The organism is Halobacillus rhizosphaerae (assembly GCF_046719735.1).
GTDB classification, from domain to species: domain Bacteria; phylum Bacillota; class Bacilli; order Bacillales; family Halobacillaceae; genus Halobacillus_B; species Halobacillus_B rhizosphaerae.
Genome location: NZ_JAUTWQ010000012.1, coordinates 69,073 through 83,626, shown reverse-complemented (window position 1 = coordinate 83,626; position 14,554 = coordinate 69,073). Strand labels below are relative to the sequence as shown.

Below are 14,554 nucleotides of genomic sequence, written 5' to 3'. Positions count from 1 at the left end.
AACTTTACGATGATTAATAGGTTATTTAATGGTGAATAGATTAATAAGCGAAGATTTTTCAAAGATAGAAATGATGATTAGCTTTTTGAAATCATTTAATAGGTTGAATAATAGAGAGGCAGGTGGAAGCGGTGAATTCATATTCCGTTACCATTATAGGGGCAGGACTGACAGGAATTAGTGCGGCAAGAAAATTGCAAGAACAAGGGGTTACCGATTTTATCGTTGTCGATAAAGGGAAAAGTGTCGGAGGCCGTTTAGCAACGAGAAGAGTGGGAGATGGAAAAGCCGATCATGGAGCTCAATTCTTTACAGCTCGCACAGAAGAATTGAAAACTGAAGTCGATCATTGGCTCTCCAATGGCTGGATAAAACAATGGTTTGGAGAAAAGTATCCTCGCTACACTTCTGTAAATGGAATGAACCAATTTGCTAAAGAGCTTGCTGAAGGTCTGCCTGTTTCACTGCAGACAAAGGTGAATAAAATAAATGAAGATGCTAAAGGAATGATTCTTGTAGACAGCATTGGGAATGTGTGGAGAAGTGAACGTGTCCTCATTACCATTCCTGTACCTCAAGTAATTGAGCTGCTTAAAAATAGTGAAGTATCGATTAGTCATGGTGCGGTAAAGCTGCTAAAGTCCATCACCTTTACTTCTACTTATGTAGGGATCTTTGAATTTGAAAACTCAACGCAGCTTCCTGACAACGGTCACATTCATGAGGAGCTTCCAGATGGAGTGGAACGTATTGTCGATCACAAGAAAAAGGGGATCTCAGAGGCTACCATCGTTTGTGTGTATATGACCGGAGACTGGTCCCGCCGACATTTCGGGGAAGATTACGTGATGTCTTTAATTAAAGAAAAAGCAGGGAAATACTTAGATTGGGCTGATCTTAAATCGGAACAGCTTAAAAAATGGCGGTATGCTCAGGCGAATCAAACAGTCAACGAGCCTTATGTGGACTTGAATGATAATGGAAGGTTTATTGTTGCGGGAGATCCCTTTTTAAGAGAAGATGACACCGCCAAACGAACAAGATTTGAAAGTGCTTATTTGTCCGGTAATGATGCGGGGGATTATTTAATCAAATTGTAAGATTGGGTAATTTCCTATTTCTTTAAAAAGGAGCAGCCAGGAATGGGACTGCTTAAAATAAAAAAGCCGCATTCTCTTGATAGAATAGAGGATGTGGCTTTTTTTATTTTAAGCGCTCTGCCTGTACTTTTTTCTCTTTTTAAACTGCAGCCTATGATATTTCCCGCCCCACTAAATTCTAAAGGTCATAACGGAAATAGTGAGGATTACAGCAACGAGCTTTAATAAGACCAACCGGTCCGGCAAGCTGGGAAATTAGGAAAGTTCTGTTATCCGCTCGCCTTAACTTTATAATTTTCATATTTTCTTAATCGTTTCATTCGAGTAAAGGTGTAAACGACGAGCCCTGCCCAAATGAAAGCAAAGGATACAGCGTGGACGGCTGTAAATGATTCATCATACAGGAACACTCCTAAAGCCAGCATGATGGTGGGAGCAAAATATTGTAAAAAACCAACCATCGATAAAGGAATCCGTTTCGCCCCTGCTGAAAAAAGGAGCAGAGGGATGGCTGTAACAATTCCCGCGCCAAACACTAGCAAAGAAGTTAAGGACAACCAATTTACTTGGTTGAAGCTCCCGCTTTGCTGTGTAAACAAATAGATCAAAGCAATAGGAGCGACCACAAGAGTTTCTGCTGTCAGGCTGAACATGGCATTAAGCGGTACAAGTTTTTTAACTAAACCATAGGTCCCAAAGCTAAACGCCAGTAATAAAGCAATCCAAGGAACGGAGCCAAAATGAATGGTCATGTAGAGTACTCCAATGCCGGCCAGTAAGAAAGCAAGCCACTGCGTTCTCGAGAACGTCTCTTTAAGCACCACCATCCCAAGCAGGATGCTGACAAGCGGATTAATGTAATATCCTAAGCTCGCCTCAATCACGTGTCCGGTATTGACAGCCCATATGTAGGTAAACCAATTGAGACTGATCGTAAGTGACGCCAAAATGACTCCAAGGAGACTCTTTTTGTTATTCCAAATGGCTTTACATTCTAAAATAAAAGCTCCCCACTTATTTAAAATAAGAATAACCGCAATCATAAATACACAAGACCAAATAATACGATGAGCCAGTATTTCGAAAGCAGGAATTTCTTCAATCAGCTTCCAGTAAATCGGTAAAAATCCCCATAAAATATAAGCGGCAGCTGTATAAATCATCCCAAGCTTTTGTTCATTATCCATACACACATGTCCTTTCCTGAAGTTGGAATCTTAATACATTCTAATCCAGGAAGCCCCAAAAAGAAAAGAAAATGGTTCACTCTAAAGCGGAGGCGACTGTTCAGCTCCGACAAGCATAAGGCAAGCGGCGGAGTGGATGGCCCTTAATCCACGGAGGCGATTGACTTATGACCTCGAGGAGCTAGGAGCCGCAGCTGGAAGACTCTAAAGCGGAGGCGACTGATCAGCTCCGACAAGCATATACCTGTCAGTAATTTGCTGCTCATTTAGGAAAACTCGCGGTCAAATGTAAATTACCCGCCGACCAAAATTCTAAGAGCAGTTAAATAGAGACTGGGACAAAAGGGAAGAAGAATCAAGGGAAGGACAGGGGCTTCATCCGAATGAGCGATCCGGAAATACACTCCGCTTTTTGCGGGCGGATGGTGTGCCTCCTCGTGCTTTCGCACTGCGGGGTCAAACCTATGTCTTCCTCCCGCAGAAGTCTCCGTGTATTTCCTGCGGGCTGGTATGTTTCTATTTCTCATTCGCTTAAATTATTGTTCATCAGAGGAAAAAGCCTGATAAAGAAAAACTCCAAGAAATTCTGCATCATGAAGGGCATGAAAAAACCCGCACGATGGAGGAGTGTTAATCCCTTCACCGTTCGGGTTTAATAATGGCTAACAGACTTATGTCCCACACTCAGGATTTTACGGTTGGTCACTGGATGGTTCGTGGGTTTGTTCTGTTTCAGTGGGGACAAAATCGACGTCCTTTGTATCACTTAAAGCGATTTTCAACAAAGGCTGTTTGGCTGGACCTTCCATGACTGCTCCGTCATAGGAAAATCTTGATCCGTGACAAGGACAATCCCAAGTGTGTTCTGCACTGTTCCATTCTACTTCACAGCCCATATGAGTACAGGTAGTATCGAGGACATGCAGTCTGCCTTCCTCATCTTTATAGGCACCTGCGCGTTCACCTCGCCATTGAATAATTCCGCCTTCTCCTTTTTTGAGAGATTCCGGCCGATTTCCAACCAGCTCAAGCTTCCCTTCAACTAAGTGAGCGGATACATCAAAATTCTGTGCTAGGAATTGCTTAATGCTTGGGTCTGCTTTAAAACGCGCTGGTTTGAAAACCTCATGAAAGAGCGATTTTTCTCCCATAATATAATCGTGGTTCAGCTGAGCGGCTAAAGTTCCGTTCGTCATTCCCCATTTTCTGTAGCCGGTGGCAATGAATACACGGTCATTCTTTCTAGTGATCGGTCCGATATAGGGGACTTTATCTAAAGTAGTTAAATCTTGGGCCGACCAGTGAAAGAGAACATTTTTCACGCCGAAGGTTTCTGCGGCAAATTCTTCTAAAGCTCGGTAATGGAAGCGGGTATCTCTTCCTTCTCCGGTGGGATGGTTTTCTCCTCCTATTAAAAGAACAGTCCTGCCTTCATGTTCAGCGGTTCTGATCGATCGTTTGGGTTCGTCAATGGATAAATACATGCCATCTGGAGCGGGTCTTTCCGGTTCAATGGCAAGTAAGTAGGAACGTTCAGCATGCATGCGGCTGAAGTAGAACCCTTTGCCATCATAGAAAGGGAAGTGGGTGCATGAGACGAGCTGATCGCAGGTAACTGTAGCGCCGCGGTTCGTTGTTACAAGGAGCTGTTCTCCTTCTTTGACCTTTAAAGCTTCGGTCCCTTCATAGATTTTTCCACCTAATCGAGTGATTTCGTTTACGAGAGCAGTTAAGTATTTAATGGGATGAAATCTTGCTTGGTGGGACATCATTAACGCTTTGGAAATGTCTTGGTTAAATGGGAGAGTATCTACTAGGTCTCCGGGAATTCCTAAGGTCTGGTAGGCTTGATATTCTTTTTCAAGCTTTTGGGCGCCTTCCTTCGTTTCGGAATACAGATATGCGTCCTCTTTCGTCCAATTGCAGTCTATTTCTAAATCATGGATCAGCCTTTCTATGAGGGTATGGGCATGGAGTTGGGCTTGATAGTATAACGTAGCTTTCTCCAAACCGAAATGGTGAACTAATTCCTCGTAAATAAGACCGTGCTGAGCTGTGACTTTAGCTGTGGTATGTCCGGTAGTTCCGTTAAGTAATTGATCTGATTCCAGAAGGATAACTTTCTTTCCTGATTTAGCTAATAAATAAGCGGTAGTAATTCCTGTGATTCCGCCTCCGACAATTAATACCTCTGTGTGTTCAGCTTTATCCAATGCTGGAAAATCAGGGAGGTCGGCATCTTTTCTCCACATCGGTTCCGGCTGAGTCCAGTCTTGTTTCTTATCCATAACTTTCCTCCTCTAAGGATGCTTTGCTCTCAGTTTGTCCTACCCTTTCTTTTTCATGTACGGAAGAGTGCAAATTAACAATAGAGGATTTGTGTAGTATACTCTTAGGTATGAACTAGCGTTTAAAGGGGAGACGACAAGGGGTGGAAGTATTTGTAGCAAGACAGCCCATTTTAAAATTAAATGAACAAGTTTACGGCTTTGAGCTTTTGTATAGGAGCAGTCAATATAATAAGTTTACTTACATAGATGCTAATCGAGCGACATCTGAAGTGTTGCTGAATAGCTTTGTTACGATTGGTTTGGATAAATTGTCTCAAAACCGTCCTTGTTTTATTAATTTTACAGAAGAACTGCTCTTGAAAAAGATTCCGGAGTATTTTAACCCTGAAAAATTGATTGTAGAAATATTAGAGGATGTTTCCTGGACACTGGATTTAATTCGAGTTTGCAGGGAGCTGAAACAAAAAGGTTTTCTTATTGCCCTGGATGATGTAGTCAGTGTGGCCCAGACAGAAGTAGTAGAGCTGTTAAATTATGTGGATATTATTAAAGTGGATATTCAGATTGCTCTTCCCCGGGACCGGGCGGAAATTATCCAAATGGCTAAAGCAAGAGGCATCACTTTGCTTGCCGAGAAGGTAGAGACTAGAGAAGAGCACCAGCAGTGTGTGAAGGAAGGATTTGAATTATTCCAGGGGTACTTCTACAGCAAACCTGAAGTGTTTTCTGCGATTGATTTACCCTTAATCAGCTCTAGTTACTTTCACCTTATTAAAGAGTTATCCGTTCCGAGTGAACAGATTAATTTGAATAAAGTGACAGAGTTATTTGAGCAGGATTTAGCACTGACCTACAAATTATTAAGATTAGTTAATACCTCTATCTATCAGCTGTCAGTGCCGATTCATTCCATCAAACAGGCAGTGATGCTACTGGGTACGGAGACTCTTAAAAAATGGTTGTACGTATTGTCGATTGAACAGTCGAATCCACATTTACCTACTGGCTCTGAACATATTTGGAAGCTTAGTTTGCAGCGGGCAAAAATGTGCGAACAAGTGGCGATTAAGATGGGAATGGAGCGAAAAGCGGATGGATATTTTCTAATCGGGTTTATTTCGCTGATTGATGTCATTACTAAACGATCCATTAAAGAGTTAAGTGAAATGCTGCCGCTTGATAAAGAAATTAAACAAGCACTGAATTTTACAAATAATAGTTATCGAACAGTCCTGGATCTTGTGATTGCGATGGAACGTGCCGATTTTGACTGGCTTGAGAATAAAATGAACAGTGAATTGATTACCTTCAATGAATTGTTTGAAATATACGGACAGGCGATCTCCTGGACGGATCATCTTTATTCTGAAGTTTTCTTTTCGAATGAGGACAGTATGGACAATAGGAACGAACTCTGATAAACTTACTTTTGGTTTTGCTTGCATAGGTGCAAGCAAATTTTTTAGTTAAAACATTACCTAGGTAATGAATAGAAGGAGAAGAGTCGAATGCTTTTTCACCGAATACAACAGCTTTCTAGAGATGTGAACCAATACTTAAATCATGCATTGAAGGATGAAGATATTTATATGTCGCACTGGGCAGTCATCTTTCAGCTGAAACAATTTGGTCCTATGACTCAGACAGAATTGAAAGAGCGATTAAATATTGAAGCCCCGCCGCTTTCTAGAACCTTGAAACGACTGGAAGAGATGGAATACGTGCAGAAATGGACGAGCCAAGATCATCGTACCAATGACCTGCAATTATCTGCCAAAGGGGAAAGCTATTATCCAGGCTGGGAAAAGAAGATCAAGTCTGCTGAGAACAGGGTGTTGAGTCAGCTCGGTGAACAGGGAGAGGCGGAGCTTGAACAGAAGCTGATCGCCATATCTTCCATGATGAATGGTAAAGGAGGGCAGTCATGAGGCCTAAACAAAAACTGTGGACGAAAAACTTTGTCAATGTGTGTATGAGCAATTTCTTCGTCTTCTTAATTTTCTATCTTATGTTTGTTACGCTGCCTATTTATACGATTGATCAATTACATGTCAAAGAAGGACAGGCAGGGTTAATCATTTCAATTTTTTTACTGGCGGCGATATTAATCAGGCCGTTTACGGGGCAGTGGGTGGATACTATTGGCCGGAAGCCGATCGTCATTCTGGCTTTATCCATCTTTCTAGTCAGTTCGCTGCTCTATTTATTCGTGGAATCGTTCCCTTATTTATTAGTCATTCGTTTTCTCCAGGGGATCGGATTCGGTATGGCGACCACAGTAGTGGGGGCGCTTGCTTCGGATGTGGTACCTAATCAGAGAAAAGGAGAGGGAATGGGATATTTTGCGATGTCGATGAACTTTGCCATGGTGATCGGACCCTTTCTTGGATTAACTATTGTACAAACGTTTGATTATCAAATCATGTTTGTCATTTGTGTGGTATTTGCCGCGGTGGCGTTTGGATCAGGTCTCTTCATCCGTGTTCCCCTTGCAGCAAGTTCAGAAGTTAAGAAGCGCAGAATTGTTCCGAAAGCAGATGGGTTGATCGAACGACCTGTTCTTCCTATTGCGCTGACAGGTGCTTTCATGGCGTTAACGTATGCGGGGGTGCTATCGTTCGTATCGGTATACGCCAAGCAATTAGGATTAGAAACAGCAGCCACCTACTTCTTTGTAGTCTATGCCGTCGTGTTACTAATTTCTCGACCATTTACAGGAAAGTGGTTTGATCAATATGGAGAGAACATCATAGTGATTCCTTCCATTATTATCTTTAGTGCAGGTCTGCTCTTATTGAGCTTGGCACACTCTTCGATCCTTCTATTAATTGCCGGCGGCTGTATCGGCCTCGGATGGGGAACGATCGTGCCGAGTTTCCAGACGATCGCCTTGAAAAAAGTTCCCGAGCGTGCGGGCGCTGCCACGGCCACTTTCTTTTCAGTTTTTGATACAGGGATTGGAACAGGCTCCTTTATCGTAGGAGCCGCCGCAACCAAAATTGGTTTTTCCTCTTTATACTTTAATAGTTCCTTTATTGTGCTAGGTACAGTCCTGCTTTATATGCTGCTTCATGGCAGGCAAAGTCAAAAACAATGGGCAATGGAATTAAATTATGACAGCTAGAGGAGGGAGGAATTCCTCCTTCTTTTATTGAAAGAATAGAAAGCGCTTACAATTAAAGGGAGTAGCGCATATAGTAATAAAAGAAAGAAATGAGGAGGATGAAAACATGAACGAAGAGAAAAAACGTATGGAGACCGCCATGATTCACGAGGGGTTTCATTCTAAAGACCATATGGGAAGTTTGACTACACCTATCTTTCAAACGTCCACCTTCTCCTTTGATACAGCAGCACAGGGAGCTCGAAGGTTTGCTGGAGAAGAGGAAGGTTACATATATTCAAGGTTAGGTAATCCGACCGTCCGTGTGCTTGAGGACCGAATCGCAGCACTGGAAGGTGGAGAAAGCGGCCTTGCATTTGCTTCGGGGATGGCGGCAATTTCTGCTGTTCTCATTGCCTTAACCAAATCTGGCGACCATATCCTTTGTTCTAATGGACTGTATGGCTGTACCTTTGGGCTATTAAAAATGCTCGAAGAAAAGTCTAAGATTTCATACGGCTTCAGTACTATGGAGGATGAGGAATCGCTAAGGAAGGCTATCCGGGAAAATACGACATGTATTTTCATTGAAACGCCGATTAACCCAACGATGAGAGTGATTAACTTGGAAATGGTGTCGCGGGTAGCAAAAGAATATAACGTGCCGGTGGTCGTTGATAACACGTTTTCTACACCTTACTTGCAGCAGCCGCTGGCACATGGGTGCGATGTTGTTGTGCACAGTGCTACCAAATACATTGGCGGACACGGGGATGTTATTGCGGGGCTTGTGGTGGGAAAGGAAACGTTTATCAAATCTCTTGCCATGAGTACTCAGAAAGACATTGGCGGCATATTGTCTCCTTTTGACGCCTGGCTGTTAGTGAGAGGCTTGAAAACGCTCCATGTCCGTCTTGATCGGCATTGTTCCAATGCGCTTAAAATTGCGGAGAAATTGGAGAGTCATCCGTTTATAAACCACGTCTATTTTCCAGGTAGTCAGAAGCACCCTGATTATTCACTCATTCATAAACAAATGAGGCAGGGAGGAGGCGTCCTGTCCTTTGAAATTGTTGGAACGAGAACAGATGCAGAGCAATTTATGAATCAGCTTAAGCTTATTAAGATTGCCGTAAGCTTAGGCGATGCAGAAACATTAATCCAGCATCCAGCTTCCATGACCCATGCTGTGGTTCCGCCGGAGGAAAGAGAGAAGATGGGAATTAGTGAGACAATGATTCGGTTATCAGTGGGTCTTGAAGCGTGGGAGGATATCTGGGAGGATTTAGAACAATCCCTGGATGCCAGCGTACACCACCAGGGATAGGAACACCTGTTAGCAGGGGCGCCTGCCGGGACGCTCAAATGCTGCAGGTTTTATAATTTGAGTGGCAGGGAAAAGGTGATGTAGTTTAGTTTTTGCCGTAGGTACGACATGTATTGAAGTAACAGGAAGTTTTACCAACTGAGGAAAGGGTGAATCAATGGATGTTTAAAAAGCTATTTGGAAATAACCGTACCGAAGAACAGCTTGTGGCTCCATTGAGCGGCAAGGTTGTGTCCCTTGACGAAGTAGATGACCCTGTCTTTAATCAGCGCATGATGGGGGACGGTGTGGCCATTCAGCCTTCTGAGGGAATAGTCGTCAGTCCAGTGGACGGAGAAGTCGTTCAATTGTTCCCTACCAATCATGCTGTAGGGGTAAAAACAAAATCTGGAGTAGAAGTACTTATTCATATTGGTCTTGAAACGGTCTCCATGGAAGGAGAAGGATTTGAAGGTCATGTGAAAACTGGAGATAAAGTAAAAGCCGGTCAAACGTTGGTTACATTTGATAAGTCTCTTGTGGCGCAAATGGCTAAGAGTACCATCACGCCTGTAATCATCACAAATTTTGACGAAACTATTGAACAATTCACCCCTGCTTATGAGAAGGTTACCTATGCAGGGGATACCGTGATTGCTACTTTGCAAACTAAATAATGAATGGAAAAGTCTAAAATGACAGTTCTGCCAGAAGCAGAGCGAGTCTTTTAGGCTTTTTTTGGCTGGAACCATTCTATTCTCACAAGTTATAATGGTTTCAGATCATTCATTCAGCAAGTAAACTAATTTGGATAGTATAGGGGGACGCATGGAAATGACAATCGGAGTAATCAGTTTAGGAGAAGCGCTGATCGATTTTATCCCATTAGATAACCAGAATATCAATTTTCAAAAGTGTCCAGGCGGGGCACCTGCGAACGTAGCAGTTGGGCTGGCTAGACTGGGAGCACGTTCTACTTTTCTCGGAAAAGTCGGTGAAGATGTTCTGGGCCGGTTTTTAAAGAAAACCTTAGAAGATTATGGTGTCCATACAGAAAATATGAAGCTGACGAAAGACGTACGCACAGGTGTCGTGTTCGTTACCCTGGACGAAGCAGGCGAACGCAGTTTTGACTTTTATATCGACCCGAGCGCCGACCGTTATTTGAAGGAGTCAGAGATTGACGAGTCCTTATTTCCCTCTCATAATTTACTTCATTTCGGTTCTATATCAATGATCGATGAACCGGCAAAATCTGCCACACAAAAAGCCGTGAAGCTTGCAAAAGAACATGGCTTACTTGTATCCTATGATCCCAATTTAAGGTTAAGCCTATGGAAGTCTGAAGAACAGGCAAGAGAGACCATCCTCTCCATGATAGGGGAGGCAGACATCGTGAAAATTTCGGAAGAAGAGCTGGAATTCTTAACTGGAGAGTCCGGCGTTGAAGCGGGAGCGGCAAAGTTAAACGATTATCATATTCCTCTATTGTGTGTGACGATGGGGAAAGAAGGCAGCTATATTTTTAATGCGGATGGACATGTACACATTCCTGCAATGAAAGTCAAAGCTGTTGATACTACTGGGGCTGGCGATGCCTTCGTTTCTGCCTTGTTATACCGATTGAGCGAAATGAATGTGCCCGCCTCGCAATTAACTTTGGAAGAGCTGGAAGAAATGATGGGATTTGCGAGCGTATCCGGAGCCCTTGCCGCAGCGACTAAAGGGGCGATGACAGCATTGCCTACATATCAGGAAGTAATGAAGCACTTAGAGTAAAGGAGACTGGACATGACAGCTAGTGATCAAGAATTGAGAAGACAGGTACTTGAAGAAGTTCAAAAACATAAAGCTAATGTAGAAAATGATCCTTACCGGCTTCAATTTCACCATATGCCGCCGGCAGGATTAATGAATGATCCGAATGGCTGGATCCAATGGAAAGGTACTTATCATTTATTCTATCAATGGATGCCGTTTGAAACCGATCATGGAGCCAAGTTCTGGGGTCATTACACCACAGAAGACTTCATCCACTGGACCCATGAAAAAATCGCGTTAACTCCTTCTGAATGGTATGACAAAGATGGCTGCTTCTCTGGCAGTGCAATTATTCATGAGGACAAGCTGTACTTATTCTACACTGGAAATGTCTTTAATGAGTCTGGAGAACGGGAGGCTTATCAGTGTATGGCTGTATCAGAGGACGGGGTCACCTTTGTTAAAAAAGGAGTAGTGGCGCACCTTCCCGAGGGCTATACCGCCCACTTTAGAGATCCGAAAGTGTGGAAGAAGGGAGAAGAATGGTACATGGTCGTTGGAGCTCAAACGACAGAGCAGGAAGGGAAAGTGGTCCTGTTTCGCTCTTCCCGCTTGACGGAATGGCAGTTTCTCGGTGAAATAGCCGGAAGCGGTGAAAATGACCTTGCCTCCTTCGGATATATGTGGGAATGTCCCGATTTATTTGAACTGCAGAACACTGATGTGCTGATCACCTCTCCTCAGGGACTGCAAGCGGACGGAATGGATTATGCCAATACGTATCAAAGCGGCTATTTCCTTGGGACTTTAGATGAATCTGTACCTCATTACCGTCATGGTTCTTTCAAAGAACTAGATCGAGGGTTTGAATTTTACGCTCCACAGACCACTTTAGATGAGAAAGGTAGACGGATTTTGGTGGGATGGATGGGAGTGCCGGATCAATTTGAACAGGAACATCCAACAATTGAGCAACAGTGGATCCACTGTTTAACGATGCCTAGACAGCTTTCTGTCCGCAATCAGCAAATCATTCAGCAGCCCCTTGAAGAATATCAAGCGATGAGAGGACCTGTTTTACTATATTCCTCGATAACGATTGAGAACGATCAAAAAGCGGTCCGGGGGATTGGCGGCAGATCCACAGAACTCTTCATCGAAATGGAGACTCTTGATGATCAATTTGCTCTTGAGCTTTTTCAATATGCCTCTATTAGTTATACGAAAAAGGACAACGTCATCACAGTATCCCGTCCGCATCTTAAAGATAAAAGCCAGACAGAATTCCGCCGTGTAAAGCTGGAAGGGGAATTAAGAAACCTGCACTTATTTATCGATTCTTCTTCTTTGGAAGTGTTTGTAAACGACGGAGAAGAGGTGTTTACTTCCCGGATTTTCGCTGATCCTGCCGAGAAAGACATTCTTTTCACGTCAATTGGGCAAACTACATTCTCAATAGAACAATGGTCTTTATCAGGATTTATTCACCACTCACGGTTAGAAGAAGAGAAATAAAAGGATAAAATTACTGCCTGGTACGTAAGAAGTTAAATTATGATAAAATAGGCTTACGTAAATTGTGCGAAGGAGCCGTCAATATGAGTGAATCACATAAAAAATTAAAAGCAAGTGAACGAAGGCAGCACATTCTGTCTCTTCTAAAACAGCATGGACATCCGATTACGGGCAGTTCTTTAGCTGAAGAAATGGAGGTCACCCGGCAAGTGATCGTGGGCGATGTTTCCCTTTTGAAAGCCAAAGGGGAACCTATTGTGGCAACCAGCCAAGGGTACATGTTTATGACGGAGGCCAAAGATGGCCTTGGCTATGAACGTACTATCGTCTGTCGTCATGCTTCAAACCAGACGGAAGAAGAGCTTAATATACTTGTTGATCACGGAGTTCATGTGCAGGATGTGGTCGTGGAGCATCCAGTTTATGGAGATCTAACGGCACGATTACAGATCTCCAATAGAAGAGACGTGAAGAAATTCATGGAACAAATAGCATCCAATAAAGCTTCCTTCTTATTGGAGCTGACAAATGGCATCCATACTCACACGATAACGGCAGATAGCAAGGAAGCGCTTGACGAGGCAATGGATGAATTAGCGGAAGCCGGAATCTTGGTTAACGAATAGGAAATAAATGTGATGAGAGGTATGTATTCCACATGGGAAACATATCTCTTTTTTTTAGGTTTAGCCGTTTATTCAAAATGTGCTATAGTGAATACGCAGTAGATGAAAGCTAAAGGAAGGTGGCCCCCGGTGAACATTGCGCCTTATATTCTCGGTACAGTTATTGCTCTGAACGTATTATTAGCGCTAGCCATCATCTTTTTGGAACGTCGTGATGCCAGTGCAACGTGGGCATGGTTAATGGTATTGTTATTTCTCCCCATCGCTGGATTTATTCTTTACTTAATTTTCGGCAGGCGATTGAGTCACAAAGAAATCTTCACTTGGGACAAGAAAAGCAGACTGGGCTTATTAACAGCCGTCCAGGACCAGCTAAGAGGGATCAAGGAAAATACGTTAGAGGTTCAGCATCAAGATATTGTGCCTTATGAAGATTTAATTTATATGCATTTAAAAAATAATGATGCCCTTTTCACTCAGGACAATGAAGTGGAAGTGTATACAGATGGTCAAAAGAAATTTCATGCTCTTATAGAAGATATAGAGAACGCAGAAGATCACATCCATTTACTCTATTACATCGTCAGGGACGATCAGCTTGGTAACCGGCTGGCTGAAACATTAATAAAAAAAGCCAAGCAGGAGGTACAGGTGAAACTGCTTTATGATGACATGGGGTCAAGGACGATTCATAGAAAATTTGTGAAGAAATTAAAGGCCGCTGGAGTAGAAGTTGAATCCTTTTTCCCGCCATTGATTCCGAAGCTTAATATGAAAATAAATTATCGGAATCACCGTAAGCTTGCGATTATTGACGGTAAAATAGGCTATATAGGCGGTTTCAATATTGGTGATGAGTATTTAGGGTACAGTCAGCGATTTGGTTATTGGAGAGATACTCACATTAGAGTAGTAGGTAGTGCGGTGCATAACATGCAGACCCGGTTTATTCTCGACTGGAATCAAGCTTCCCGGCAGGACATAGTATATGAAGAAAGATTTTATCAAGCAGAAGGCAGCGGCGATGTGGGAATGCAGATTGTATCCAGCGGTCCTGACTCTGAGTGGGAACAAATTAAAAATGGGTATATAAAAATGATTTTATCAGCGAAGGAATATGTATATATTCAAACCCCATATTTTATTCCCGATGATAGTCTTCTCGATGCACTGAGAATTGCAATTCTCTCAGGAGTCGATGTACGACTGATGGTCCCGAACAAACCCGATCATCCATTTGTATATTGGGCAACCTTTTCCAATATTGGTGATTTATTAAAAGCAGGGGCCACCATATATATTTATCAAAAAGGGTTCCTGCATGCGAAAACGCTGGTCGTTGATGGAGTGATTTCTTCGGTGGGTACCGCGAATATTGATGTAAGAAGTTTCCGGTTGAACTTTGAAGTTAACGCCTTTGTCTATGACTCGGTCGTTGCCAAGCATTTAGCCGATCGTTTTCATGAAGATGTGGTTGAATCAACAGAATTAACCTATAAGCTTTATCAGGAACGGTCGAAATGGATCCGTTTTAAAGAAGCGATTGCCAGACTGCTCTCGCCGATCCTATAAGATAGAGTGGAAAAAAGCAATCAACTGGAGCACTCCAGAACTGATTGCTTTTTTTGTTTTATTTGTGAGTAAGAAGGTTAGCACCTGCGTAAG

13 protein-coding genes are annotated in these 14,554 nt (G+C 42.9%); 11 read left to right on the top strand and 2 right to left on the bottom strand.

Annotated elements, in window-relative coordinates:
* Positions 1 to 131 precede the first annotated feature (131 nt).
* Together Q7A53_RS14300 and Q7A53_RS14295 are read left to right on the top strand one after the other, a co-directional pair.
* A complete protein-coding gene (locus tag Q7A53_RS14300) occupies positions 132 to 1,100 on the top strand; it encodes an NAD(P)/FAD-dependent oxidoreductase (protein ID WP_411789855.1) in 969 nt (322 codons plus the stop codon).
* A gap of 42 nt (positions 1,101 to 1,142) precedes the next feature.
* Positions 1,143 to 1,325, top strand: a complete 183-nt coding sequence (locus Q7A53_RS14295) for a hypothetical protein (protein ID WP_411789854.1) — start codon at positions 1,143 to 1,145, stop codon at positions 1,323 to 1,325.
* 44 nt (positions 1,326 to 1,369) lie between these two features.
* On the opposite strand, the gene rarD is transcribed toward Q7A53_RS14295, so the two are convergent.
* Together rarD and Q7A53_RS14285 are read right to left on the bottom strand one after the other, a co-directional pair.
* Positions 1,370 to 2,287 carry an EamA family transporter RarD gene (gene rarD / locus Q7A53_RS14290; RefSeq protein ID WP_411789853.1) on the bottom strand — a complete coding sequence of 306 codons (918 nt, stop codon included), beginning with the start codon at positions 2,285 to 2,287 and terminating at the stop codon, positions 1,370 to 1,372.
* A 692-nt stretch (positions 2,288 to 2,979) separates the two neighbouring features.
* Complete coding sequence (locus Q7A53_RS14285) at positions 2,980 to 4,575, bottom strand: FAD-dependent oxidoreductase (protein WP_411789852.1); 1,596 nt, start codon at positions 4,573 to 4,575, stop codon at positions 2,980 to 2,982.
* A gap of 143 nt (positions 4,576 to 4,718) precedes the next feature.
* Here Q7A53_RS14285 and Q7A53_RS14280 point away from each other — a divergent pair, with 143 nt between their 5' ends.
* The 9 genes from Q7A53_RS14280 to cls all read left to right on the top strand — a co-directional run bounded on the left by Q7A53_RS14280 (position 4,719) and on the right by cls (position 14,461).
* Entirely contained in the window at positions 4,719 to 5,996 is a 1,278-nt protein-coding gene (locus Q7A53_RS14280; protein ID WP_411789851.1) for an EAL and HDOD domain-containing protein, read from the top strand.
* A 90-nt stretch (positions 5,997 to 6,086) separates the two neighbouring features.
* On the top strand, positions 6,087 to 6,506 hold the full coding sequence (locus Q7A53_RS14275) for a MarR family winged helix-turn-helix transcriptional regulator (protein ID WP_411789850.1): 420 nt from the start codon (positions 6,087 to 6,089) through the stop codon (positions 6,504 to 6,506).
* Entirely contained in the window at positions 6,503 to 7,702 is a 1,200-nt protein-coding gene (locus Q7A53_RS14270; protein WP_411789849.1) for an MFS transporter, read from the top strand. The genes Q7A53_RS14275 and Q7A53_RS14270 overlap by 4 nt, the downstream gene beginning before the upstream one ends.
* A gap of 106 nt (positions 7,703 to 7,808) precedes the next feature.
* Positions 7,809 to 9,008, top strand: a complete 1,200-nt coding sequence (gene megL, locus Q7A53_RS14265; RefSeq protein WP_411789848.1) for a methionine gamma-lyase — start codon at positions 7,809 to 7,811, stop codon at positions 9,006 to 9,008.
* Between the two features lie 161 nt (positions 9,009 to 9,169).
* A complete protein-coding gene (locus Q7A53_RS14260) occupies positions 9,170 to 9,664 on the top strand; it encodes a PTS sugar transporter subunit IIA (RefSeq protein WP_411789847.1) in 495 nt (164 codons plus the stop codon).
* 157 nt (positions 9,665 to 9,821) lie between these two features.
* A complete protein-coding gene (locus Q7A53_RS14255) occupies positions 9,822 to 10,766 on the top strand; it encodes an aminoimidazole riboside kinase (RefSeq protein WP_411789846.1) in 945 nt (314 codons plus the stop codon).
* Between the two features lie 12 nt (positions 10,767 to 10,778).
* The gene (locus Q7A53_RS14250; protein ID WP_411789845.1) at positions 10,779 to 12,263 is read left to right on the top strand and encodes a glycoside hydrolase family 32 protein; all 1,485 of its coding nucleotides are present in this window, start codon (positions 10,779 to 10,781) and stop codon (positions 12,261 to 12,263) included.
* A gap of 83 nt (positions 12,264 to 12,346) precedes the next feature.
* Positions 12,347 to 12,889, top strand: coding sequence for a transcription repressor NadR (locus Q7A53_RS14245; RefSeq protein ID WP_411789844.1), 543 nt, complete (start codon positions 12,347 to 12,349; stop codon positions 12,887 to 12,889).
* Positions 12,890 to 13,018: 129 nt separating this feature from the next.
* A complete protein-coding gene (gene cls / locus Q7A53_RS14240; RefSeq protein WP_411789843.1) occupies positions 13,019 to 14,461 on the top strand; it encodes a cardiolipin synthase in 1,443 nt (480 codons plus the stop codon).
* Positions 14,462 to 14,554 lie beyond the last annotated feature (93 nt).

What these genes read in the sequence shown, in the direction of transcription:
- Q7A53_RS14295 (WP_411789854.1), top strand. Translation starts at nt 1,143, where the DNA reads ATGGGACTGCTTAAAATAAAAAAGCCGCATTCTCTTGATAGAATAGAG.
- rarD (WP_411789853.1), bottom strand. Translation starts at nt 2,287, where the DNA reads ATGGATAATGAACAAAAGCTTGGGATGATTTATACAGCTGCCGCTTAT.
- Q7A53_RS14285 (WP_411789852.1), bottom strand. Translation starts at nt 4,575, where the DNA reads ATGGATAAGAAACAAGACTGGACTCAGCCGGAACCGATGTGGAGAAAA.
- Q7A53_RS14275 (WP_411789850.1), top strand. Translation starts at nt 6,087, where the DNA reads ATGCTTTTTCACCGAATACAACAGCTTTCTAGAGATGTGAACCAATAC.
- Q7A53_RS14270 (WP_411789849.1), top strand. Translation starts at nt 6,503, where the DNA reads ATGAGGCCTAAACAAAAACTGTGGACGAAAAACTTTGTCAATGTGTGT.
- megL (WP_411789848.1), top strand. Translation starts at nt 7,809, where the DNA reads ATGAACGAAGAGAAAAAACGTATGGAGACCGCCATGATTCACGAGGGG.
- Q7A53_RS14260 (WP_411789847.1), top strand. Translation starts at nt 9,170, where the DNA reads ATGTTTAAAAAGCTATTTGGAAATAACCGTACCGAAGAACAGCTTGTG.
- Q7A53_RS14255 (WP_411789846.1), top strand. Translation starts at nt 9,822, where the DNA reads ATGACAATCGGAGTAATCAGTTTAGGAGAAGCGCTGATCGATTTTATC.
- Q7A53_RS14250 (WP_411789845.1), top strand. Translation starts at nt 10,779, where the DNA reads ATGACAGCTAGTGATCAAGAATTGAGAAGACAGGTACTTGAAGAAGTT.
- Q7A53_RS14245 (WP_411789844.1), top strand. Translation starts at nt 12,347, where the DNA reads ATGAGTGAATCACATAAAAAATTAAAAGCAAGTGAACGAAGGCAGCAC.